Source organism: Peribacillus sp. NJ4 (assembly GCF_030348345.1).
Taxonomy (GTDB): domain Bacteria; phylum Bacillota; class Bacilli; order Bacillales; family DSM-1321; genus Peribacillus.
Genome location: NZ_JAUCFQ010000001.1, coordinates 1,021,517 through 1,042,586 on the forward strand (window position 1 = coordinate 1,021,517; position 21,070 = coordinate 1,042,586).

Here is a 21,070-nt window from a genome sequence, read left to right on the forward strand (position 1 = left end):
ATTTTTGCATGAGTTCCGAAACCATTTATCACTTTATCCGTATATTTAATTATGAACGGTGCTGGGAAGCTCCGGTATTTATCGGCATTATTATTTATAAATTGGGAGATGAAGGATCATGAATGAAAAGGGATGCATGAAATGCGGAAGCAATGATGCTGCTAAGAAGGACGTAGCCATGACTGGAACAGGATTGTCAAAAATGTTCGATGTCCAGAATAATCAATTTACGGTTGTGTATTGCAAGAATTGCGGTTATTCGGAGTTTTATAATAAGCAATCATCAGCAGGCAGTAATCTGCTTGACTTATTCTTTGGATGATCACTGCACGAAAAGAATCCCCTTTTTCATGAAAAGGGGATTCTTTTTTTTTCTTCATTATGTTTTTCTACTTTCGGAAATAATCTTGAACGACGTTTGAAAATTCCTTTGCTGCTGGTGAAAGGTCTTTGGATGATTTCATGACCAATCCGATCTCCCGGGAAATTTCCGGAGTCAAGGGCAGGCTTTTTATACGTTCCGGTTTTTCAGGTATAGCCAAGTCGGGCATAATTGAGATGCCTAATTTTCCTGCCACCATTGAAAGCACCGTTTGATTGTCTTTAATATCGTATGAAATGTTTGGTTTTATTTTGGCATCAAGGAATCTATCTTCTATGAGTGTTTCACAGCCGGATCGCAGCATGATGAATGGTTCATCAGCGAAGTCCTCAAGATTGATTCCGGTTTTCTCCGAAAGTGGATGGCCTTCGTATACGACGGCTGATAAAGGATCTGTTAGCAGATGAATGAATTCCACATTCTTAACTGGTTTTGCTGCAAAGCCGATGTCCACTGTACCTTCTTCTATCCACTTTAAGATTTCATCATATCCACCTTCATGAATCAGCAATTCAATAGTAGGGTATTTTTCATTAAAGATAGAGAATAGTATCGGTATGAATCTGGCAGTGAAGCTTGGAAAACTGCCAATCGTTATCTTCCCGATTTCCATTCCATTCACAGCTGCAATCTTTTGTTCGATATGTGCAAGATTGGCGGCAATGGCCCGCATATGTGGAATAACCTGTTCTCCAGCAGTGGTGAGTGTTACTCCTTTTCGATCACGTTTTAATAAAGTCACACCAAGTTCCGTTTCAAGCGCCGTAATGTTATGGCTCACGCCTGATTGAGTCAGTCCGATCCGGTCTCCCGCTTTCGTGAAACTTCCGTGTTCAACAACATGTAAGAAGACTTGCAACTGAAAAAAATTCAAATGCCCCACACCTTTCTTGTAATTGATTATACATGAGAAGTTCTAATGTAAGTGATGAAAAACATTCATTTTACTTATGTTAGGGTCGAGAATACAATAAAATTACAAAAAATAAAATACGAATGGGTGATGGGAAAATGATGAAACGGAAATACAGCCAAATTTTTTCACCGTACACGCTTTCTAATGGAACGGTTCTTAAAAACAGGATTGTAGTTGCGCCAATGACCACTTATTCTGCTCAAGAGGATGGCTTGGTTTCTGACCAGGAACTAGCTTACTATAAAAGAAGGGCAGATGGACCTGCCATGTTCATTACTGCTGCGGCCGCCATATCCCCTGTTGCTACAAGCTTTCCCCGGCAAATGAAAGTATATGATGAACAAAGCATCGCTGGACTCACACAGCTTTCAAAAACAATCAAATCAAAAGGTGCAAAAGCAATTCTCCAGCTTCATCATGGCGGAAGCGAGAGCCTTCCAAGCTGTACAGGCGGAGAACGTATGGTTAGTCCAAGTGGAATCATTGCAAGCGTTTATAAAGAAATGGGCGGGGAATACATTCCAAGGCCAATGAGTCACACGGAGATCATCTCCACTATTCAAGACTTTGGAAGAGCCACTCGCCATGCCATTCGTTCAGGATTCGACGGTGTGGAAATCCATGGTGCGAATGGATATCTCCTTCAGCAGTTTTTCTCACCGCACTCTAACAGGCGGACAGATAAATGGGGCGGGAATTTGGAAAATAGAATGCAATTTCCACTTGCAGTCATCGCGGAAGTGAAACGGATACGTGATCTATACGCAGACAAAGATTTCATTATAGGCTATCGCTTCTCCCCTGAAGAACCGGAAGAAGGCGGAATGAAAATGGATGACACAGCTGCATTGGTGGATAAATTGGCTAGCCAAGAGCTTTCCTATTTACATCTTTCCGTTAAAAATGTCTGGTCCATCGCTAGAAGTGGATCAAAGTTGGGGTTAACAAGGACGGAAATCATCCGTGATATCATTGCTAGCAGAACCAGTTTCATATCACTCGGATCGATTAATACTCCAGAAGAAGCAAATGCTGTGCTTGAGAAAAATATACCGCTTTTCGCGCTGGGGAGGGAATTGCTGATGGAACCGGACTGGGCCGCCAAAATAAAGGAAGGTAAGGAAGAAGAAATCATGACAACCTTGCCGCGCGATAGCAGGTGTAAATTGATGATTCCAGAGCAAATGTGGGCCAATATCATCACGCGTGACGGAATGCCCGAGAAGTGATAGTATTAGTTACATTAATGTAAAATAATAGGTGATTATATAAGGGGAAATTAAATGAATAAAATAGCACTTATTCAACTGTCTTTAGCCATGACAATCTTTGGTTCTGTCGGTTTCTTTTCAGAACTATCAGGACTCCCAGCACTGGAGTTGGTATTTGTTCGCTGCATTTGTGCTGCCATATTCTTATGTGCAGCCTGGATGATTACAGGGAATTTCAAGAACGAAATATGGAACGGTAGAGAGGTGATGCTCATCATATTCTGCGCCGTGGCCAACTTGTTAAACTGGATATTCCTCTTTAAATCATTTGAACTGATATCCGTGACAATTGCCATTTCGCTCTATCATTTAGCCCCGATTATCGTACTCATCATAGGGAGCTTCATCTTTAGGGAGAAAATGACTTTATTCTCCATCCTGGCCATTTCATTATGTTTCATTGGCACATTATTCATTATGGGAACAGATGGATTTCGATCATCATCTCCTGAATGGGAAGGTATCATGTATGGGATCATAGCTGCATTTTTCTATGCGGCAACCATGCTTTTAGGAAAGAGCATTACAAAGACGAGTGTATATGCGACCACTTTTCTGCAAATGTTCATTGGATTTCTATTACTGATTCCTTTTGTTGATTTTTCAATCTACACAACGCTAAAATCTTCCGAATGGTTTTATACGATACTTACCGGCATCATCCATACAGGCGTCGTGTATCTTCTGTTTTTTAATAGTATCCGTCATTTGCCCACAAATGTAGTATCCTTCATGATTTTTGTCGATCCGGCAGTTGCCATCCTTTTGGATATTCTGCTTTCAGGATTTCAACCTGACAGGATTCAAATCTTGGGCATTTCATTAATATTCATTGGGGTGGTCTATTCACTTAAGACGACAAGACCGACTGAAAATGATGTCATGCAGAAAAGGCCGCACACAATGTGAGGCCTTTTTCCTTTATGATTTTTCTATTAACCTATTTCTTAAAATGATATACATCCCAAATGTCAGGAGTTTCTGCTCCAATGTACCAAGCAGATACACCGCCTAGATGATTTTGTTTTACCAGGTCAAGACGAAGGGTCATCGATTTTTTATCTTCTATCCATATTTGATGCTTTTTCCCTTTGGAAGTATACTCCACATAATTTTGTGAGGTCTTTTTATCCCATACCTTTTTAAGTCCATGAGATGAAATGATTTTGTTGACCTCAGCCATGGTACGGTCATGACTTTTCACTTTATTGGTCGATAAATCGGTTACCCATTCTCTCGTATAAAATGGGACAGCCAATATAATCTTATGAGCTGGTACTTCTTTCATTAAAAGCTTAGTTCCTTCTTTGATCCAAGGTAACGAGGAAACGGACCCGGCTACTGGGCTACCTCCCCAATGCTCGTCATAACCCATTATGATTATGTAGTCCGCTATTTTGCCAAGTGCTTTCCTATCTAGACTTTTTGACCAAAAAGGATCGTCATTTTCTCGGGTGACATCCACAGATAGTTTGATGCCATGAGGTTTTAGGGCCTTTTTTAGTTCGCCTATGAAAAGTACAAAGTCTTTCTTATTTTTTGGATCGATGTTTTCAAAATCTACATTTAATCCATCACTTTTAGTTTGAACAAGTGAATCACGTAAAGCTGAAACTAGTTTCTGACGTTTTTTTGTATTGCCTAGTATAGAACCAGTTAAAACAGGATCGAATTTATTACCGATAAGTTGCCAAACTTGTTTTCCTTGTTTATGAGCGTATTGAACGTATTTTGTATCTACAGAAACGGAAACGAAATTTCCGGTATTCGTCAGCGTATAGGAACGGGGAGATACTACATTTAAATTGGGGTGTTTAAGTTGTTGGGTGTAGTTTTCTTTCGATCCATTATGTTTCCAGCCCATGACGATGCGGTTTTGCGCTTTTTTTTGAAGATGGGATTTCTTTATCCATCCCTTTTTACCTCCAAGCAATTGAACCTGGTAGTAATATTCCGGAATCTTCAATTTTTGGCCAACTTTAAGGGAAGTTGTACGTAAGTTATTCAATTTAGTCAAATCACTTGTGGCTACCTTATATTTAGAAGAAATCTTCCACAATGTATCGCCTGATCCAACCGTATGGATCTTATATTTTTGAGGAATCTTCAATTTTTGGCCAACAGTAATTTCGGAAGAGGTTAACTTGTTTTCTTTCTGTAACGCACTTACTGAAACTCCATATTGATTTGCTACTTTCCATAAGGTGTTTCCAGTCTTTACTGTATGTATATTAGGCTTCGCAGAATCCCCGGCGACAGAAGAAATGACGGGAAATTCCTCGCCCTTTTTTAAGGTCTTTAATATAGTGGAACCTAGTTTAGGAGAACTGAAAACCTTCGTATTGCCTTCCTTAACGGAACCTATGTCAAGGGTTTTACTTGATGCTTCACCACTGGCAGGACAGAGACATATACAAAGAAGGCTTAACATAATAAGACATCCAAAGAATTTTTTCACTATTATTTTATTCCCCTTAAATTACGTCAATTTTAACTTTACTAGTTTACTATGGTAAATAGCTTTAAAATAGAGGTACATTGTGGAAAGGCCCTATATAGTAGGAAATGGGGAGTCTAAAAAGGATTACGATTCTGCTGTTATGTTGGTCAAATCGTGCCTATTTACTGTGACCGACACGAATACCAAACTTCGGCTCTCTGCTTATTCTTGTTAAGCTAACGGGCAGTTTTGTTGAACAAGTTGTAAATTTAACATTTTAAAGTAAGAGCATTTCTTTGTAATGAGAAGTGCTTTTTATTTTTGTCAAAATTAGAAGGATATTTCAATAACAATATAAAAAAACAATATAAATTTATTGTAAAACGATAAATGATATGCTAAAATCATGTTGTCATTAAATAAGTGAGGTGTTTTAAATGAATGTTAAACGAGGTTCAACCACTTTCTTAAAGGTAATTATTTTTCTGGCTGGAATTGCAGTGCTTGCTTTGTGTATCTGGTTGCCTGAGATAGCCGTTAGAGATGCAAGGGTACATCCAGATACGGCTTACTTCCTAATCCCCTTTTTAGTATGTGCATACGGATTCTGTATTGCGTTTTCTGTTGCGTTGTATCAAGCATATAAACTATTAACCTACATCGAAAAGAACAATGCTTTCTCTGAATTATCCCTTAAATCTTTGAAGATTATAAAGAAATGTGCTTTTACAGTCATTTTCCTCATTTTGTTAGGAATAGTAAGCTTAAGGGTGCTTGCTAAAGTTACAGGTAGTGATGATGCAGCGGGTCCTACATCATTATGTCTAATGGGTATTTTAGCAACAAGTATCATCGCAGCCATTGTGGACGCACTTCAAAAGCCATTAAAAAATGCCCCAGATATAAAGTCAAAAAATGAATGATTAACGGATATGTAAGACTTTGGATTGTCAGCCAGGTGATTTTTGGAGTACAAAAGCGACGAAGACACTCAATAAAAACAGACACAACTAATTTATTTAACTACGGGGACGATAGCTCAATGAACCGCCTTTTCACCAAGGCGGTTTTCTTATGGTCAAATATCAACATTAGAATTTAACATAGCCTAAATAAAAAAGATTAGCCATGAGCTAATCTTTTTTATTTTTTAGATTGATGGTTTAATAGTCGACTAGTTTGTGTATTCGCCGTGCTTAATTTTATTGACTTTATCTTTTTTCTTAGAAATGATATCCCCATTGTAGATATTGACTGTGTGGTTTTCGCCTGTTTCGACAGCATATCTCACTCTATATCCCTTATAGACTTGTCTATTAGGACCTACATTTAGCGTAATTGAGAACCCATCTGGCGGCCTAATGAGAACTTGTGTAGGCGAATTGGGGCCACATGTCGTGAATCATGGAACATACCATCGTGGCATATCACAGCCATGTTACGCCAAATGGGTTACGCTTCAATTTCAACGGATTATGGTCTTTATTTATTTTTAAAAGGGGAGTAACTAAAGGTTAATGTTGATTTTTCATCTAGAAATAGGACTATTTGTGTATGCAAATATTTATTGTTTTCTTTTAAGTAAAAATCTTGGAGATGGAAGGACTTCTTGTTCAGCTTCAAAATAAGCGAGTTTATTTGGGATACAGGATATGATTGACGGCATTCCCATCCCAACGGCTTTTTCTAAGGCGGTTAATAAGGGGAGCTCCTTACCATCAATATCTTTATCCCAGGATATTACATAACAAGAGTCTTCAGCACCATTCTGTTTCAGTAACTTTGCTATATCTACTGGATCTGAATTAGGTTTTGGGATCTCAATGATATATTCTTCACGAAGAGTTGTTCTGTAAGTATGACAAAGTCGACTTAAGGCATCTTTGCGTTTCTTATTTGAAGACAATTCGAACAGAACTCTATCTTGGAGCCTTTTGGTGAAAAATGATTTTACAATTATTTTTTCGATTTCCTTATCCATTTTAATCCCCCTTTACAGTTTTTTAACTGGTAAATCCTTATAGTCCAAGCCTATCATAAGTAGCATTTGTCGATAATAAACATCTCTCTAAAATCATTTTACTACTGTTGTATTGTCAAAAAATGTTGCCAAGCCTTATTGGAGAACGATATCGAAATCCGATATTTATGAACAGGTTAACCAGTTGTCACTGGTTGGCGTTTTCTCGTTTTTGTTTTTGGGTAAGGTTTTCATGTATGTGCAGGCTAAAGAAAAACTTGTACATGACATTTGTCATCTTCTAGTCATGACACCTGGTACTAATAATTTAAGGTTGATTTCTTTATAATATGAAATAACGACAAATAAAAGGAAGTGCAATTGATTAATGACTATACAAAACACTAAAAACTTGAGAAAACAAATTGCTCCTTTTGAACAATCAACGACAAAGGAAAGTATATGGCAGATCATCAATACATTGGGACCGTTCATCATTTTATGGTACCTAGCATATATAAGTCTTTCCGTTTCTTATTGGTTAACTTTAATTCCAGCTGTGTTGGCTGCTGGCTTCCTGACAAGAATTTTCATTATTTTTCATGATTGTACGCATCATTCATTTTTCAAAAGCCGCCGTGCGAATAGAATAGTCGGGACAATCATGGGTGTTTTGACTTTATTCCCTTTTGATCAATGGGGGCATGAGCATTCTGTGCATCACGCAACAAGCGGTAATTTAGATAAGCGGGGTACAGGAGACATTTGGACCCTTACGGTGGATGAATATTTGGCTGCACCGCTTAAGCTTCGTTTTGCCTATCGTTTTTATCGCAATCCATTGGTTATGTTTGGAATAGGTCCAATTTATGTTTTCCTTCTTAAAAATAGATTTAACCGTAAAGGTGCTAGAAAGAAGGAAAAAATGAATACTTATTTGACGAATGCAATAATCGTTGTTTTAGTGGCATTACTTTGCCTGGCAGTAGGTTGGCAGTCGTTTCTTTTAGTACAAGGTTCCATTTTCATGATTTCTGGTTCAGTGGGCATTTGGCTGTTTTACGTCCAGCATACATTTGAGGACTCTTATTTTGAAGAAAATGAGGAGTGGGAATATGTATTGGCAGCAGTGGAAGGAAGTTCTTTTTATAAGCTTCCAAAACTGATGCAGTTCCTTACTGGTAATATCGGTTACCATCATGTTCACCATTTAAGTCCAAGGGTACCTAACTATAAATTGGAAATGGCGCACAATAATACGCAGCCATTAGAGAACGTACCAACGATTACTCTTGCTACGAGCTTGCGCTCACTCCGTTTCCGTTTATGGGATGAGGAATCCAAGAATTTTATCGGTTTCAAAGACATAAAATATTTAACGAAAAAAAGCGTTTCCGCTCAAGTGAAATCTGAACTGTAACGTTCATGTATCATTTCAGACTCCCTTAATAATCCTTGGATTTGGGGGAGTCTTTACTTCATATAAGCGACTCGATAAAGGAGAGAACTTAAAATGATTCGAATTGTCATTGCAGAGAATCAGCAAATGCTGTTAGAGGCAATAAGTTCTCTACTCAATCTTGAAGAAGATATAGAAATTGTCGGGCAAGCCAGTAATGGAGAAGAAGCGATCACTCTTGTGAACCAATTACAGCCTGATGTTTGTATCATGGATATGGAGATGCCTGTAATGAGCGGACTTGAGGCAGCAGAAGCTTTAAAGTCATTTGAATGCAAAGTGATTATATTAACGACATTTCGAAGGACTGGTTATTTTCAACTTGCGTTAAAAGCTAATGTAAGTGGTTATTTATTGAAGGATGGCCCGAGCGAAGAGTTAGCCTGCTCGATTCGCAGCATAATGGATGGCAAGCGTATATACTCCCCCGAACTTACAGATGAGTCTTCCAACAATAATACCCGGGAAATGGGAGTGTTAGGCCTGTTAGCCGATGGTCAAACCACAAATGAACCATCTAATCAGCAAAGAAACCCAATTGGTACCGTAAGGAAATATTTTTCAACCATCAAGGATAAAATGAAGTTACCGGCTGGTTAGTCATATTGAGACTTAATAACCGGTTGGATCTGAAATCCTGTGTTGACACGTATTTTTAAATTGTGTACGATGGATTAAATCATATATTGAAAATTCTGTGATAAAGAGAGTAGTTCATTTTGAAATGGAAAGCGAGTTAGGGATGGTGTGAGCCTAATGCAGGACGGATGAATGAAGCGCACTTTGGAGAAATTTCTTGAAACGTTTAGTAGGGAACATCGGGGAGTCACCCCGTTAACAATGGAAAGTGGTCACGATTTGTGGCAACTAGAGTGGTACCACGGGAATCCATGCTCTCGTCTCTTATTTAGAGACGGGGGCTTTTTTGTTTTTTTAGGAGGGAAAATGACGATGAATAAAACAATTGCAGCATTAATTTCAACTGCTTTAAACAATGAATTGCCAGCAAGCGAAATAGAAAAATTAATGGAAAAGCCTAAATTAATGGAGTTAGGTGATGTCGCCTTTCCATGCTTTACACTTGCAAAAAAATTTAAAAAATCACCTCAAGTTATTGCGTCTGAAATAGCTGAACAATTAACCGGTCATTTGATCCACGAAGTGAACGTAGTGGGTGGCTATCTGAATATCTTCGTCAATCAAAAGATGGTGACGGAAAATGTGCTGCAAACCATATTAAGTGAGAAGGAGCAGTATGGTTCGAAGCAGCCTGTACAGGAAAATGTCGTGATTGATTATTCATCCCCGAATATTGCCAAGCCTTTTTCCATGGGGCACTTACGCTCAACGGTCATAGGGAATGCACTGGCTAACATTGCTGAAAAAAATGGCTATAATGCCGTGCGTATTAATCATTTAGGGGATTGGGGCACGCAATTCGGCAAATTGATTGTCGCGTATAAGCTGTGGGGAGACAAAGAGGCAATCGAAGCTTCCCCGATTCAAGAATTATTGAAAATCTATGTGAAGTTCCATGCTATGGCTGAAACGGATGAATCGTTGAATGACCAAGCACGCGCTAGCTTCAAGTCGCTTGAAGATGGAGACGAGGAGGCACTGGCACTATGGAAATGGTTCAGGGATGCGTCTCTAAAAGAATTCGATACGATTTATGATTTATTGGGCATCCGTTTTGATTCCTATGCTGGCGAAGCGTTTTACAATGATAAAATGGATGTTGTTGTCGAGGAATTGAATGAAAAAGGCTTACTTACCCTTTCCGAAGGTGCTTATGTCGTGGAATTGGAAGATATGCCGCCTTGCTTGATTACGAAAACGGATGGTGCGACACTATATGCGACGCGTGATTTAGCAGCAGCACTGTATCGTAAAAAGCAGTATGATGCAAAGAAAACATTTTACGTTGTAGGAAACGAACAATCCCTGCACTTTAAACAACTCTTTAACGTCATTGGGAAAATGGGTTACGATTGGTCAAATGACTTACAGCACGTAGCCTTTGGCATGATGTTAAAAGACGGTAAGAAAATGTCGACACGTAAAGGGAAAGTCGTGCTGCTTGCGGATGTATTGGCAGAGGCAATCGAAACTGCAAAGCGCAATATCGAAGAAAAAAATCAGGCACTTGAACAGAAAGAACTGGTTGCGAAACAGGTTGGTGTCGGTGCGGTAATCTTTAATGATTTAAAAAATCACCGCATGAACGATATTGATTTTTCATTAGAGCAAATGATGAATTTTGAGGGAGAAACGGGTCCTTATGTACAGTACACATTTGCGCGAATTTCATCATTGCTTGAAAAAGGTGAATATAAAGAGCAGGCCATCCAATTTGAAGCTTTAGGTGAATATGCTTGGTCAGTACTCCAGCTGCTGGAGCAATATCCAATCATTGTCCAAAAATCATTTGAACAAGCCGACCCATCACAAATCGCGAAATTCAGCTTGCAGTTATCACGCGCATTCAATAAGTATTATGCACATACGAAAATCTTGGTTGAAGATGAATGGAAACAAATGAAGCTCTCATTCGCTTTCTCCGTAGCGATAGTATTAAAGGATGCGCTAAGTTTATTGGGAATTTCAGCGCCGACTAAAATGTAAAGTTAAAACGAATAAAGAATCCATTTTGAAGAAAGATTGATCAAAATGGATTCTTTTTAAATGAAATGGCAAAAAACCCCACTCGATGACATAAAACCATAAGGGGATTTATCATCATTTCAATCGTGATTTCCACGCCAGCCTTTATATCTTTATGTGCATAAAAGTCTATCGTTAAATCTTCTGGATTATAATCGAACGGCGCATTCGGAGTGTAAGAATGATTGAATAGTGATCCATTTCCTAAGGCAACCCTGGTGCAGTGATACTACTTTGTTTTCCAGATGCTGCACGGTAAATGTAGTTTCCAATGTTTCAATCAAGAGTGTTTTGTAGTACTTACGGTATTGATTCAGGAACCTGCAAGAGAGATTGATTGATGGATGAACGGACCGGAAGAAGAAGCTCTTTTTTCAAAAGCAGGCTCTGCTATTAAAATTTGATATGGGAAAAATATGAATAAAATGGATTGACATTCATTGGGAATGTGTTAATATTTATAAAAATGGAACCGGTTCCAAAATTCGCGAATGGATGAATGAAATGGTTAAACGAGAAAATTCAAAAGTTACAATTTACGATGTCGCTAGAGAAGCAGGTGTTTCAAAAACCTCCGTTTCCCGGTATTTAGGGGGGAGATATAATGAACTCTCTGACAAAACCCGCAAGAAAATCGAGTTGGCGATCAACAAAATGGATTACCGCCCAAACACGATGGCCAGAGGGCTTAAAAGCAATAAGAGTTATTTGATTGGAATCATCGTGGCGGACATCAACAATCCATATACGACGGCCATCCTTCGGGGGGCTGAAGATATATGCAGCCAGAATGGATATAATCTGATGATTTGCAATTCGGATAATAATCCGGAGAAGGAAAGAGGATATTTTGATATGCTTCTATCCCATCGCATTGACGGTCTTATCATTCATACGACTGGCGGAAATCACGACATGTTAAAACAGATGCAAGACCAAAAGACACCGATCATCCTTTTGGATCGGAAAGTGCCGGATCTTGAAATCGATACGGTAGGATTGGATAATTTTCAGGCTACTTCTCAAGCGGTCAATTATCTTGTCGGCCAAAATTATGAACGAATTGCGTTTTTCAGCGAACCTGCAAGCAAGGTCAGTACCAGGTATGAACGGCGGCTATCGTTTCAGCAAACGCTGATGAGCCACAGTCATCCGAGTTCAGAAGATGTTTATGAGGTAAATGTCGACGATTTACATGATGTCGAGTCCAAGCTCCAGCATTTTTTAGATGACTCAAAAGGCGTATCAAGAGTTATATTGACGGCAAATAGCGTCGTGCTATTAAAATTAATTTTACTTTTTCAAGAAAAGAAATTGGCGGTACCTAGAGATTTAGCAATAATGGGATTTGATAATCCGGATTGGAGTACCATTGTTTATTCGGGTATTACAACGATTGAACAGCCCACATACCAAATCGGGGTCGCTGCTATGGAAATGATCCTGCGCCGCATTGATGGTCAGGTGTCTCCAGCCCAAACAATGGCATATCAAGCGAAGTTGAATGTTAGACAAACGACGCCTTTTATACAGAAGTAAGTCTTCTAAGCATGGAAGACTTTTATTCTTCACCCAAAATGGTACCGATACCATTTTAGTTTGTTAAAGCGTTCGTTAGGAGGAGGAATCATTATGAAAGTCTTTGTATGCATGAATTCATTACCGCTGGAATTGCTTCAAACGCTCGGACATCTTGAAATCATAAAAGCAGTGGCGGCTGCTGGAGCTGATGGAATCGAAATCAGAAGAGAGCTATTGGGCCAGGATGTTAGGTTGGAAGAATTGGGTGCCTTATGCAAGGAGCTTAACTTGGACATTTATTATTCCGCTCCGGAATTCCTGATCGGACCTAACCATCAAATCAATGAACAAGGTTTTAAGCGACTGGCAAGGGAATCGGATGAACTGGGAGCGGAAATGTTAAAGATGCCTCTAGGAAACTACCACTTCTCGGAAACCGATATGGCTCAAGTGAAAGAGGTCTTGACGGAAAATCTGCAAAACGGCGGATTAAAAATCACCATCGAGAACGATCAAACGCTAGACGGCGGAAATGTAAACCGGATCGCCCATTTCCTGAACCGCTCCGAAAAGTTTGATATCCCGATTAGATTGACGTTTGATACGGGGAACTGGCTGTATACAGACGAGGTTCCAATGAATGCTGCAAAAGATTTAGCGAGATATGTAGACTATATTCATCTGAAAAAAGTGAAGCGGGGGAAAGAGGAATGGGTGACCGAGCCGGTATCATTGCCGCTGCAGCCTGGGGTGATAGAGTTATTGGAAAGGTTCAGTGATGCCTGTCCGAGAGCGATTGAATTCCCGGTAACCCTGGAAAATGTAGAGACCTATATTTCACATATGAAATCGGAACGGGAGGTTAGCCATGAGCGAGCTTAAGGTATTGACGATGGGAGAGGCAATGGCGATGTTCATAGCTGATGAGCCAGGAAAACTTGAAGACTGCTTTAGTTATAAACGTTATGTGGCGGGGGCGGAAACCAATGTAGCGATTGGTCTGTCAAGGTTAGGGATCAAAACTGCATGGATGAGCAAGGTGGGGGACGATTCGTTCGGGCGCATGATATTGAAAACGCTAACAAATGAAGGGGTGGATGTCTCCAATGTTTTAGTGGATGCGTTCAATCCAACTGGGTTCCAGCTAAAATCGAAAGTCGAACAAGGGGATCCGGTCGTTGAATACTTTAGGAAGAATTCAAGCGCCAGTAAGATTTCCCTGGAGGATTTTCCCCTTGAGAAGCTCCCTTTAACTCAGCATCTGCATTTAACGGGGATACCTCCTGCGATTTCCAGCAGTTTCAGAGAGTTGTCGTGGGAAGTCTTGAATCATCTGAAACAAAAGGGTGTAACCGTATCATTCGATCCAAACCTTCGTCCATCACTCTGGAAGAATGAAAGGGAGATGATCAACATCGTCAATCGGTTTGCGGAAGAGGCGGATTGGCTGCTTCCCGGTATGAAGGAGGGTGAAATTCTTACGGGATACAGCAAAAAAGAGGATATCGCCAGTTACTATCTCGAACTCGGTGTTAAGCTTGTGGTGATTAAACTTGGGGAAGAAGGCGCCTACTTTGCGACCCAGAATGAAAGGAAAGAGGTACCGGGTTTTGCTGTAACGAAGGTCGTAGATACCGTAGGGGCAGGAGACGGGTTTGCAGTCGGGGTAATAAGCGCTTTATTGGAAGGGGCAACGTATCAAGAAGCCGTTGTACGGGGAAATGCGATAGGGGCCAAAGCTGTGATGTCTTCTGGAGATCACGAAGGGCTTCCTGATATGGCAGAGCTAGAACACTTTATGAAAAAAGGAGTGGTTCAATCATGTCTCAATTACAGGTAGCTTCGCGAAAAAGGTGGATGAGATTGATCCCCTTAGTGTTCATCACATACAGCCTCGCCTATCTCGACCGTGCCAATTATGGGTTTGGTGTAGCGGGAGGGATGGGGGAAGACCTAAATATCACAGCCGGGGTATCTTCCTTTCTGGCCGCGCTGTTTTTCCTGGGTTATTTCTTCTTTCAAATTCCAGGCGCGCATTACGCGGAAAAGAAAAGTGCCAAAATTCTGATTTTCTGGAGCTTGATTCTCTGGGGAGGACTGGCCACATTGACGGGTATGGCGACAAGTGTGGAATGGCTCTATCCGATTCGCTTCTTTCTGGGTGTCGTTGAAAGCGCTGTTATGCCTGCGATGCTCGTTTTCCTTAGCCACTGGTTCTTAAAAGAAGAACGTTCCCGGGCCAACACCTTTTTGATCTTGGGGAATCCTGTTACCGTATTGTGGATGTCGATCCTTTCCGGCTACCTATTGAAGGCATTCGACTGGAGATGGCTGTTCATCATTGAAGGACTTCCGGCTGTCCTGTGGGCGTTCATCTGGTATAAGGCCGTCAATGACCGTCCAAAAGATGCCAAGTGGCTTACCGATCAAGAAAAGAAAGATATGGAAATGGTCCTCCAGAAAGAACAGGCCGCATTAAAACCCGTTAAAAATTATAAGGAAGCTTTTAAGTCGAAGCAGGTCATCGTGCTCAGCATCCAATACTTCATGTGGAGCATTGGGGTTTATGGGTTCGTCATGTGGCTGCCGTCCATTATTAAACAGGCGTCCAATATGGATATAGTAGCAACGGGCTGGCTTTCATCCGGACCTTACTTATTAGCAGTCGTTTCAATGTTGGCACTATCCTATTATTCGGATAAAACATTGAATCGGAAAACGTTCGTTTGGACATCGCTGCTAGTGGGGGCCATCGCATTCTTCGGATCCTTCATGATCGGCACATCGAATTTCTGGCTTTCATATGCACTGTTGGTCATTGCTGGCGGAGCGATGTATGCCCCGTATGGACCGTTCTTTGCCATCATTCCTGAAATACTTCCAAGGAATGTCGCTGGCGGTGCAATGGCCCTGATTAACAGCATGGGGGCGCTTGGCTCATTTGTAGGTGCTTATTTCGTCGGATATTTAAACGGATTGACTGGCGGGCCTGGAGCATCCTATATTTTCATGGCGGGATCTTTATTGATTTCAGCGTTACTGACATTGATGGTTAAAAAGCCAGCGGTTACATCAGTCAAGCAAATGGAGGTGGTTTCGTCTTGAAAATTCAGCTGGCGTTGGATCGCATGAATATGGGGGAAGCCATTGAAATGGCACGAACCGTGGAATCTTCGATTGATTGGATCGAAGTGGGGACTTCCCTGATCAAAGAGTTCGGAACGAATAGCATCAAAGAAATGAGAAAACACTTTCCCGATAAAAAAATCGTTGCAGACATGAAGACGATGGACAATGCGGCTTACGAAATGGATCTTTGCTTTCAAGGCGGGGCCGATGTAGCTACGGTAATGGGGGCTGCTTCAGATGTAACCATCCAAAAATGCCTGGAAAAGGCACTTGAATACAATGGGCAGATCATGATTGATTTATTGAATGTATCCGATTCCCGGCTTGAACAGTTACGGATTTACAATCAGGCGATTTTCTGTGAGCATGTAAGCAAGGATAGCCAGGAGATAGCTGATCATGCCATGATCCATATGAGAAATCACGCTGGATCCATGAGCGCGGCTGCAGGAGGGATCACACTTTCATCCTTGCCTGTAATGATCAGGCGGGGTGTGGATGTCTTGATAATTGGCTCGGCGATTACAAAAGCAAAAAATCCAGCAGAAGCTGCCCGTCTATTTAACGAAACGATGAATGGGGAGAAAGGTGTGAAGAAAGTTTGAAAAAGGAAATTGCGGTTATTTTAGAAGAAATGAACGGTGTATTTCACAAAATGGACGGAACGGAAACGGATGAGCTCCTAAAGCAGTTACAGTCGGACAACAGGATTTTCATCGTAGGTGAAGGAAGGTCGGGCTTCATGGCTAAAGCCTTTGCGATGCGATTGATGCATCTCGGCTTAAACGTTTATGCAGTCGGCGAGACGATTACCCCTTCTATTGCGAAAGGCGATCTAATCATAGCCATTAGCGGGAGCGGCTCGACAAAAAGTGTGATTTCGGTTGCGGCAAAAGGCAGGGAAATGGGATGCAAGGTGTTTTCCATCACGACGAATGATCAATCCGATTTAGCGAATGTCTCTCATGAGGTCTTGTTGATTCCAGCTGCAACGAAAAATCGCTTGGACCATGAAACGAAAAGCGTCCAGCCGTTAAGCTCATTGTTTGATCAATGCGTACATGTTTTATGTGATGCAGTATGCTTGGACTATTCATTAACCCAGTCCATAAGCCACGAGCTCACTTATTCCAAACATAGCAATGTAGAGTGAAATATGGCGGGCCCCCTTCAAGTAGGGGGCCCGCCTTTTTTTCTGTAGGCCATCAATAAAAAGTTAAACCTCGTGAAATAAAAATGCCCTTTACTCCCAATGACGGGGAATAAAGGGCATGTACCGCGGACATGTAAATGCATGTCACGACTATAATAAATTAATAAGCCAAGCTGAATAGGGCTTTGATGTGTGATAGATAGCGAATATTACTTGCTTCTTTCATCAAAGTAGCGGGCAGACCTTTTAGGGAAGTGTTATTGGCTCCAACAGTTGCCACCGCATCCTTACGGCCAAGGCTCGCAAGTGTACCTGAGTTTACAGGTGAAAATTCTTCGAGTTTCTTGCCTTCAAACGCTGCATATAGGTTGTATCCAACAAGCTCACCCATTTGCCAAGCATTTTGTGCAGTAGGAGCGTATGGACGTCCGCCTTCTGGAGGGAAAGCAAGGGCACTGTCCCCGACGACGAATACATCATTATGGGATTTGGATTGCAAATACTCATTGACGGCCGCTTTGCCGCGATCCACTTCAAGGCCTGATTCGCCTACGATAGGAAGGGCTGCAACTCCGCCTGTCCAAACAAGCGTATTGGCAACGATAGTTTGTCCATCTTTTAATTCGATTTGGTTTCCTTTAACACCCGTAACAGGCAGACCTGTCAAGAATTCAACGCCGCGTGCTTCCAAGCTTGTCATGGCACGTTCGATTAAGTGATCAGGCAGGACCGGAAGGATTTTTGGACCAGCTTCCACAAGCTTGATTTTCAAGTCCTTGAAGTCCACTCCGAACTTTTTGGCGATTTTAGGGAAATGATCCACGATTTCACCGATTAACTCGACGCCCGTCAAGCCGCCGCCGCCGATCACGATCGTTGCGTCCGCTTCATTATTCGTTTGTGCATATTCACGGATGCGATCTTCGATATGTTTGTAAATCTTGTTTGCATCATTTACGGATTTCAAGACCATGCTGTTTTCCTCAAGTCCCGGAATGCCGAAGAATCCTGTTTGGCTTCCCAAAGCAACAACCAGGGCATCATAAGATAAAGTGGAGCCATTGGAAAGCTTCACTTCTTTTTTATCGACTGAGAAAGACTCCACTTTTGAAATGGCAAGGTCGATATCTTTTCCTTTGAAAAGTTTTTCTAAAGGAATGGAAACAGCTTGTTCAGAAATGGATCCGCCTGCAAGACGGTGCAATTCGGTGATGATTTGGTGCGTTGGAAATTGGTTCACCACTGTAACCTGCACTTCATCCTTCTTGTAATATTCACGTACGGATAAGGCAGATAGTAATCCAGCATAACCTGCACCTAAGATGACGATTTGTTTTGACATAGTTAATCCCCCGTCCTTACTGATTGAAAGTTTATCAAATTATTTTTGGTTTTTACGTTCTGAAGAGACTTCAAGAAAAGCTTGGGCGAAACGGAAAAGCTTTTGCGCTTGCGGGTCTTTCATCATTCTTAACAGACCAAAAAGACCGATCACATCATTATTCACTTCAGCGCGATCCTTAGCTTCGATGGAAGTGGCCGCAAGCCCTTTCACTGAATCCACCACAGGTCCTGCGATCTCCGAAATGGCGCTGACCGTATCATTTTTCAAAACATCATCAGTCGCTACTGATTGAGCAAAATCATAAGACTTTGTTAAAATATTCACTATCTCAGTCAGCTTTGGTAACTGCTCAACTAAAGTGTTCAAAGATTCCTGAACCTCAGGCTTTAATAATTGGTCCAGTACATCTAATTGTTTTTGGCGGTCATTAAGTTGTTCAGTCTGTGATTGGGTAATCGTTTCTGACATATCCAATTCTCCTTTACAATAAGCATTTTGTTAATATAATTAGAAAAACTTGTAAAATATTGCACAAAGTGCAACACGAAAAAAATACTTTTAAAAATTAAATAAAAGCTATCCTTTAGTATATCCTTTTAGCTTCATGAAAACAGCTGATTTTTTAAAAATATCCATAAAATAAGCTTTTCCTTCATATTTAAAGGATCTAACCTAATGGAAGGTCTTATGTATGGCCTGAAATTTTTCACTAAAATAGACCATTTTGTAAAGTGTCTATCATCGTCGCCAGTCATACATATTTCCATCTTTATTTGCCATCCTAAATGATGGAGGTGAATATTGTGACTGATTCAGAATCTAAACTTGTAGAAGAGAATAATGATGAGAAGCATAATAAACTGGTTGGCAATATGGAATATACGAAAGCGCAACTATTGGAAGGCATGAATGGAATTTCTGAAGTTTACCTCAAAAACAGTGAGGAAGGCACATCGGAAACATCTGATAAATAATAATTTCGTAAGCATAGCGAACCGGTTATGCTTACTTAGTGTTGCTCATTTTTATAAAAAAACTCCTTAATCCTCACTATGCAGCTGTTCGGATATTCTGAAAGTTAACTCGACTTTATGGTGAATTGACTCTAGAAATTCTACTCTCCATCGCCCTAAAATGGACTCGGTGAATTAAATGATTAATCTATAAATAACTGTCGAATCTAATGGACTTCGCCAGCCAGCGAAGCTAAACCTAGATCAAAAACCAGTTCTATCAATTATATCTAATTGATAGAACTGGTTTTTTTATTTCATCATTCATCTTGTTCCGTTTTTGGCCTTCGGAACCTCAGACTGTATACAATTTGGACGTTGATTTCCGCTCCAGGCACTCGCTTTCCGCGGGCGGTCCGGGAGCCTCCTCGGCTTGCGCCTGCGGGGTCTCCCTAGACGCGCTTTTCCCGCAGGAGTCTCGCACCTTCCTCTCCAATCAACGTTGCTACAATAGTTAGATATACCCTAGGAGTTGAAGGTGTTGCTTTTGGTCATTGGTTCGGAATTATTTGATGAAAGATACGTTTTCCGCCCCCTTTCTCCTACTCCTACAGTCTTTTCAAATAGAACCGTGTGAATGAGTGTAAGCCAACCGCTGGATTTTCTTATTCATTCGGATAAGAGCCATTCTTAATGAAAACCCATCAGTTCCTTCACATGTTTACAATTTTCTTCGGAAGTGAGCATTTCCAAGAGCGTGAAGGCAACATCGAATGCTGTTGAAGGATTGTAGGATGTAATGATATTATCAGTGACGACAATCGGTTCATTAACGACAATCGCACCATAATCTTTTAGCTGACCCTGTCTCTTACTAGTCGGATGGTTGTACGTAGTGGCTTTTCTTCCATTCAATATCCCGCTTTTTCCTAATGGGAGAGAACCTACACAAATCGTTGCTATGATTTTGTTCTTATTGTGAAAATACTTTATAACATCAAGAAACCTCTGATCATATGCATCATCATAGAAACCGGCTTCTTCAAAGCCTCCTGGAATGGCCAAAGCATCGAAGTCATCAAGATTTACTTGATCGATGGTAAATTCGGGCTGCACGATGAAATTCCATGTGCATTTCAATTGTTCATGAAGTCCCACCGTAACTAGATCAGTGGTACCATCACCCTCCAATTTATTCCACCCCAATACATCTGTAAACACACTTGCTTCAACCGCTTCGAATCCATTGGAAAGCAGCATCAATACTTTTTTCATAGCAGTATCCCCTTAAATTTATTTGTATTAATTATATAAAAATGAAATTCCCCATTACATACGATTAATTACGTATTCAATACATTTCTATTTATTTTATAATGTATTTAGATGATTTTTATTAATAATGAAAAGTGAGGGCGATTGAGTTGGATCGAACGGATAAAAAGATACTTTCCCTGCTGGAGAATAATGGGCGCATGTCAATGAAGGAACTGGCACATGAAGTTTCCTTGACAGCTCCAGCCACTAAAGAACGTGTTAATAAATTGGAGGAAAGCGGAGTGATAAAAGGATATAAAACGGATATATCCCTTGAAAAACTTGATAGGAGCATCACAGCTTTCATTTTATTCGAAACGGATCGATGTAAAGACTTTTATAATTTTAGCTTAAGTCATCCAGACGTTCTGGAGTGCCACCGGTTAGCCGGACAATACAGTTATCTTATTAAAATAAGTACATTTTCCATGGAAACACTGGAAGAATTCGTCGATGAAGCCATCAAATACGGGAAATCTTCCACCCATCTGATTTTTTCTTCAGCAACGAAGAATGTCTTTTCAGGCGAGGATGTAACCCAGCTTTAATTATATGCCTGC

The 21,070-nt window shown here is 40.7% G+C and carries 22 protein-coding genes, 2 pseudogenes and 1 other annotated feature; of the genes and pseudogenes, 17 read left to right on the forward strand and 7 right to left on the reverse strand.

Features of this window, described 5'->3' with window-relative positions; translation table 11 throughout:
• The first annotated feature begins 118 nt into the window (after window positions 1-118).
• Window positions 119-322: a zinc ribbon domain-containing protein gene (locus QUF94_RS05180; RefSeq protein WP_098373407.1), complete on the forward strand. Its 204-nt coding sequence runs from the start codon at window positions 119-121 to the stop codon at window positions 320-322.
• A 67-nt stretch (window positions 323-389) separates the two neighbouring features.
• Here QUF94_RS05180 and QUF94_RS05185 read toward each other — a convergent pair whose 3' ends face one another.
• On the reverse strand, window positions 390-1,256 hold the full coding sequence (locus QUF94_RS05185) for a LysR family transcriptional regulator (RefSeq protein ID WP_289314897.1): 867 nt from the start codon (window positions 1,254-1,256) through the stop codon (window positions 390-392).
• A gap of 137 nt (window positions 1,257-1,393) precedes the next feature.
• On the opposite strand from QUF94_RS05185, the gene QUF94_RS05190 reads away from it, so the two are divergent.
• Together QUF94_RS05190 and QUF94_RS05195 are read left to right on the forward strand one after the other, a co-directional pair.
• On the forward strand, window positions 1,394-2,527 hold the full coding sequence (locus tag QUF94_RS05190) for an NADH-dependent flavin oxidoreductase (protein WP_289314898.1): 1,134 nt from the start codon (window positions 1,394-1,396) through the stop codon (window positions 2,525-2,527).
• Window positions 2,528-2,581: 54 nt separating this feature from the next.
• Complete coding sequence (locus QUF94_RS05195) at window positions 2,582-3,478, forward strand: DMT family transporter (protein WP_289314899.1); 897 nt, start codon at window positions 2,582-2,584, stop codon at window positions 3,476-3,478.
• 31 nt (window positions 3,479-3,509) lie between these two features.
• Here QUF94_RS05195 and QUF94_RS05200 read toward each other — a convergent pair whose 3' ends face one another.
• On the reverse strand, window positions 3,510-5,000 hold the full coding sequence (locus QUF94_RS05200) for a LysM peptidoglycan-binding domain-containing protein (protein ID WP_289314900.1): 1,491 nt from the start codon (window positions 4,998-5,000) through the stop codon (window positions 3,510-3,512).
• 446 nt (window positions 5,001-5,446) lie between these two features.
• Between QUF94_RS05200 and QUF94_RS05205 the strand changes: the two genes are divergently transcribed.
• Entirely contained in the window at window positions 5,447-5,932 is a 486-nt protein-coding gene (locus QUF94_RS05205; RefSeq protein ID WP_098372987.1) for a DUF2975 domain-containing protein, read from the forward strand.
• Window positions 5,933-6,346: 414 nt separating this feature from the next.
• Window positions 6,347-6,516, forward strand: a pseudogene (locus tag QUF94_RS05210) (DinB family protein); the annotation flags it as partial.
• 57 nt (window positions 6,517-6,573) lie between these two features.
• Here QUF94_RS05210 and QUF94_RS05215 read toward each other — a convergent pair.
• Window positions 6,574-6,990, reverse strand: coding sequence for a hypothetical protein (locus QUF94_RS05215; RefSeq protein WP_289314901.1), 417 nt, complete (start codon window positions 6,988-6,990; stop codon window positions 6,574-6,576).
• A gap of 112 nt (window positions 6,991-7,102) precedes the next feature.
• Here QUF94_RS05215 and QUF94_RS05220 point away from each other — a divergent pair, with 112 nt between their 5' ends.
• The 4 genes from QUF94_RS05220 to argS all read left to right on the forward strand — a co-directional run bounded on the left by QUF94_RS05220 (window position 7,103) and on the right by argS (window position 11,053).
• Window positions 7,103-7,318, forward strand: coding sequence for a hypothetical protein (locus QUF94_RS05220; protein ID WP_289314902.1), 216 nt, complete (start codon window positions 7,103-7,105; stop codon window positions 7,316-7,318).
• 39 nt (window positions 7,319-7,357) lie between these two features.
• Complete coding sequence (gene desA, locus QUF94_RS05225; RefSeq protein ID WP_289314903.1) at window positions 7,358-8,389, forward strand: Delta(5) desaturase DesA; 1,032 nt, start codon at window positions 7,358-7,360, stop codon at window positions 8,387-8,389.
• A gap of 93 nt (window positions 8,390-8,482) precedes the next feature.
• Window positions 8,483-9,028, forward strand: coding sequence for a response regulator (locus tag QUF94_RS05230; RefSeq protein WP_289314904.1), 546 nt, complete (start codon window positions 8,483-8,485; stop codon window positions 9,026-9,028).
• Between the two features lie 88 nt (window positions 9,029-9,116).
• Window positions 9,117-9,335, forward strand: a binding site (T-box leader).
• Window positions 9,336-9,373: 38 nt separating this feature from the next.
• On the forward strand, window positions 9,374-11,053 hold the full coding sequence (gene argS, locus QUF94_RS05235) for an arginine--tRNA ligase (protein WP_483313635.1): 1,680 nt from the start codon (window positions 9,374-9,376) through the stop codon (window positions 11,051-11,053).
• Between the two features lie 40 nt (window positions 11,054-11,093).
• Here the strand turns inward: argS and QUF94_RS05240 are convergent.
• Window positions 11,094-11,312 (reverse strand): annotated as a pseudogene (locus QUF94_RS05240) (SET domain-containing protein-lysine N-methyltransferase); the annotation flags it as partial.
• Between the two features lie 284 nt (window positions 11,313-11,596).
• Between QUF94_RS05240 and QUF94_RS05245 the strand changes: the two are divergent.
• The 6 genes from QUF94_RS05245 (at window position 11,597) to hxlB (ending at window position 16,895) form a co-directional block, all read left to right on the forward strand.
• On the forward strand, window positions 11,597-12,631 hold the full coding sequence (locus tag QUF94_RS05245; protein ID WP_289314906.1) for a LacI family DNA-binding transcriptional regulator: 1,035 nt from the start codon (window positions 11,597-11,599) through the stop codon (window positions 12,629-12,631).
• A gap of 93 nt (window positions 12,632-12,724) precedes the next feature.
• Window positions 12,725-13,495, forward strand: a complete 771-nt coding sequence (locus tag QUF94_RS05250; RefSeq protein ID WP_289314907.1) for a sugar phosphate isomerase/epimerase family protein — start codon at window positions 12,725-12,727, stop codon at window positions 13,493-13,495.
• Window positions 13,482-14,453 (forward strand): sugar kinase, encoded by a 972-nt coding sequence (locus QUF94_RS05255; protein WP_289314908.1) that lies wholly within the window; start codon window positions 13,482-13,484, stop codon window positions 14,451-14,453. The genes QUF94_RS05250 and QUF94_RS05255 overlap by 14 nt, the downstream gene beginning before the upstream one ends.
• Complete coding sequence (locus QUF94_RS05260) at window positions 14,435-15,718, forward strand: MFS transporter (protein ID WP_289314909.1); 1,284 nt, start codon at window positions 14,435-14,437, stop codon at window positions 15,716-15,718. The genes QUF94_RS05255 and QUF94_RS05260 overlap by 19 nt, the downstream gene beginning before the upstream one ends.
• The gene (gene hxlA / locus QUF94_RS05265) at window positions 15,715-16,347 is read left to right on the forward strand and encodes a 3-hexulose-6-phosphate synthase (protein WP_289314910.1); all 633 of its coding nucleotides are present in this window, start codon (window positions 15,715-15,717) and stop codon (window positions 16,345-16,347) included. The genes QUF94_RS05260 and hxlA overlap by 4 nt, the downstream gene beginning before the upstream one ends.
• Window positions 16,344-16,895 (forward strand): 6-phospho-3-hexuloisomerase, encoded by a 552-nt coding sequence (gene hxlB, locus QUF94_RS05270; protein WP_289314911.1) that lies wholly within the window; start codon window positions 16,344-16,346, stop codon window positions 16,893-16,895. The genes hxlA and hxlB overlap by 4 nt, the downstream gene beginning before the upstream one ends.
• A 160-nt stretch (window positions 16,896-17,055) precedes the next feature.
• Here hxlB and QUF94_RS05275 read toward each other — a convergent pair whose 3' ends face one another.
• The gene (locus QUF94_RS05275; protein WP_289314912.1) at window positions 17,056-18,237 is read right to left on the reverse strand and encodes an NAD(P)/FAD-dependent oxidoreductase; all 1,182 of its coding nucleotides are present in this window, start codon (window positions 18,235-18,237) and stop codon (window positions 17,056-17,058) included.
• 39 nt (window positions 18,238-18,276) lie between these two features.
• Entirely contained in the window at window positions 18,277-18,708 is a 432-nt protein-coding gene (locus QUF94_RS05280) for a helical membrane plugin domain-containing protein (RefSeq protein WP_289314913.1), read from the reverse strand.
• 335 nt (window positions 18,709-19,043) lie between these two features.
• Here QUF94_RS05280 and QUF94_RS05285 point away from each other — a divergent pair, with 335 nt between their 5' ends.
• Window positions 19,044-19,214, forward strand: a complete 171-nt coding sequence (locus QUF94_RS05285) for a hypothetical protein (RefSeq protein WP_289314914.1) — start codon at window positions 19,044-19,046, stop codon at window positions 19,212-19,214.
• Between the two features lie 669 nt (window positions 19,215-19,883).
• Here the strand turns inward: QUF94_RS05285 and QUF94_RS05290 are convergent.
• The gene (locus QUF94_RS05290; RefSeq protein WP_289314915.1) at window positions 19,884-20,468 is read right to left on the reverse strand and encodes a DJ-1/PfpI family protein; all 585 of its coding nucleotides are present in this window, start codon (window positions 20,466-20,468) and stop codon (window positions 19,884-19,886) included.
• Between the two features lie 134 nt (window positions 20,469-20,602).
• On the opposite strand from QUF94_RS05290, the gene QUF94_RS05295 reads away from it, so the two are divergent.
• Window positions 20,603-21,058, forward strand: a complete 456-nt coding sequence (locus QUF94_RS05295) for an Lrp/AsnC family transcriptional regulator (RefSeq protein ID WP_483313636.1) — start codon at window positions 20,603-20,605, stop codon at window positions 21,056-21,058.
• The last annotated feature ends 12 nt before the right edge of the window (window positions 21,059-21,070 follow it).

What these genes read in the sequence shown, in the direction of transcription:
- QUF94_RS05180 (WP_098373407.1), top strand. Translation starts at nt 119, where the DNA reads ATGAATGAAAAGGGATGCATGAAATGCGGAAGCAATGATGCTGCTAAG.
- QUF94_RS05190 (WP_289314898.1), top strand. Translation starts at nt 1,394, where the DNA reads ATGATGAAACGGAAATACAGCCAAATTTTTTCACCGTACACGCTTTCT.
- QUF94_RS05195 (WP_289314899.1), top strand. Translation starts at nt 2,582, where the DNA reads ATGAATAAAATAGCACTTATTCAACTGTCTTTAGCCATGACAATCTTT.
- QUF94_RS05200 (WP_289314900.1), bottom strand. Translation starts at nt 5,000, where the DNA reads ATGTTAAGCCTTCTTTGTATATGTCTCTGTCCTGCCAGTGGTGAAGCA.
- QUF94_RS05205 (WP_098372987.1), top strand. Translation starts at nt 5,447, where the DNA reads ATGAATGTTAAACGAGGTTCAACCACTTTCTTAAAGGTAATTATTTTT.
- QUF94_RS05215 (WP_289314901.1), bottom strand. Translation starts at nt 6,990, where the DNA reads ATGGATAAGGAAATCGAAAAAATAATTGTAAAATCATTTTTCACCAAA.
- desA (WP_289314903.1), top strand. Translation starts at nt 7,358, where the DNA reads ATGACTATACAAAACACTAAAAACTTGAGAAAACAAATTGCTCCTTTT.
- QUF94_RS05230 (WP_289314904.1), top strand. Translation starts at nt 8,483, where the DNA reads ATGATTCGAATTGTCATTGCAGAGAATCAGCAAATGCTGTTAGAGGCA.
- argS (WP_483313635.1), top strand. Translation starts at nt 9,374, where the DNA reads ATGACGATGAATAAAACAATTGCAGCATTAATTTCAACTGCTTTAAAC.
- QUF94_RS05245 (WP_289314906.1), top strand. Translation starts at nt 11,597, where the DNA reads ATGGTTAAACGAGAAAATTCAAAAGTTACAATTTACGATGTCGCTAGA.
- QUF94_RS05250 (WP_289314907.1), top strand. Translation starts at nt 12,725, where the DNA reads ATGAAAGTCTTTGTATGCATGAATTCATTACCGCTGGAATTGCTTCAA.
- QUF94_RS05255 (WP_289314908.1), top strand. Translation starts at nt 13,482, where the DNA reads ATGAGCGAGCTTAAGGTATTGACGATGGGAGAGGCAATGGCGATGTTC.
- QUF94_RS05260 (WP_289314909.1), top strand. Translation starts at nt 14,435, where the DNA reads ATGTCTCAATTACAGGTAGCTTCGCGAAAAAGGTGGATGAGATTGATC.
- QUF94_RS05275 (WP_289314912.1), bottom strand. Translation starts at nt 18,237, where the DNA reads ATGTCAAAACAAATCGTCATCTTAGGTGCAGGTTATGCTGGATTACTA.
- QUF94_RS05280 (WP_289314913.1), bottom strand. Translation starts at nt 18,708, where the DNA reads ATGTCAGAAACGATTACCCAATCACAGACTGAACAACTTAATGACCGC.
- QUF94_RS05290 (WP_289314915.1), bottom strand. Translation starts at nt 20,468, where the DNA reads ATGAAAAAAGTATTGATGCTGCTTTCCAATGGATTCGAAGCGGTTGAA.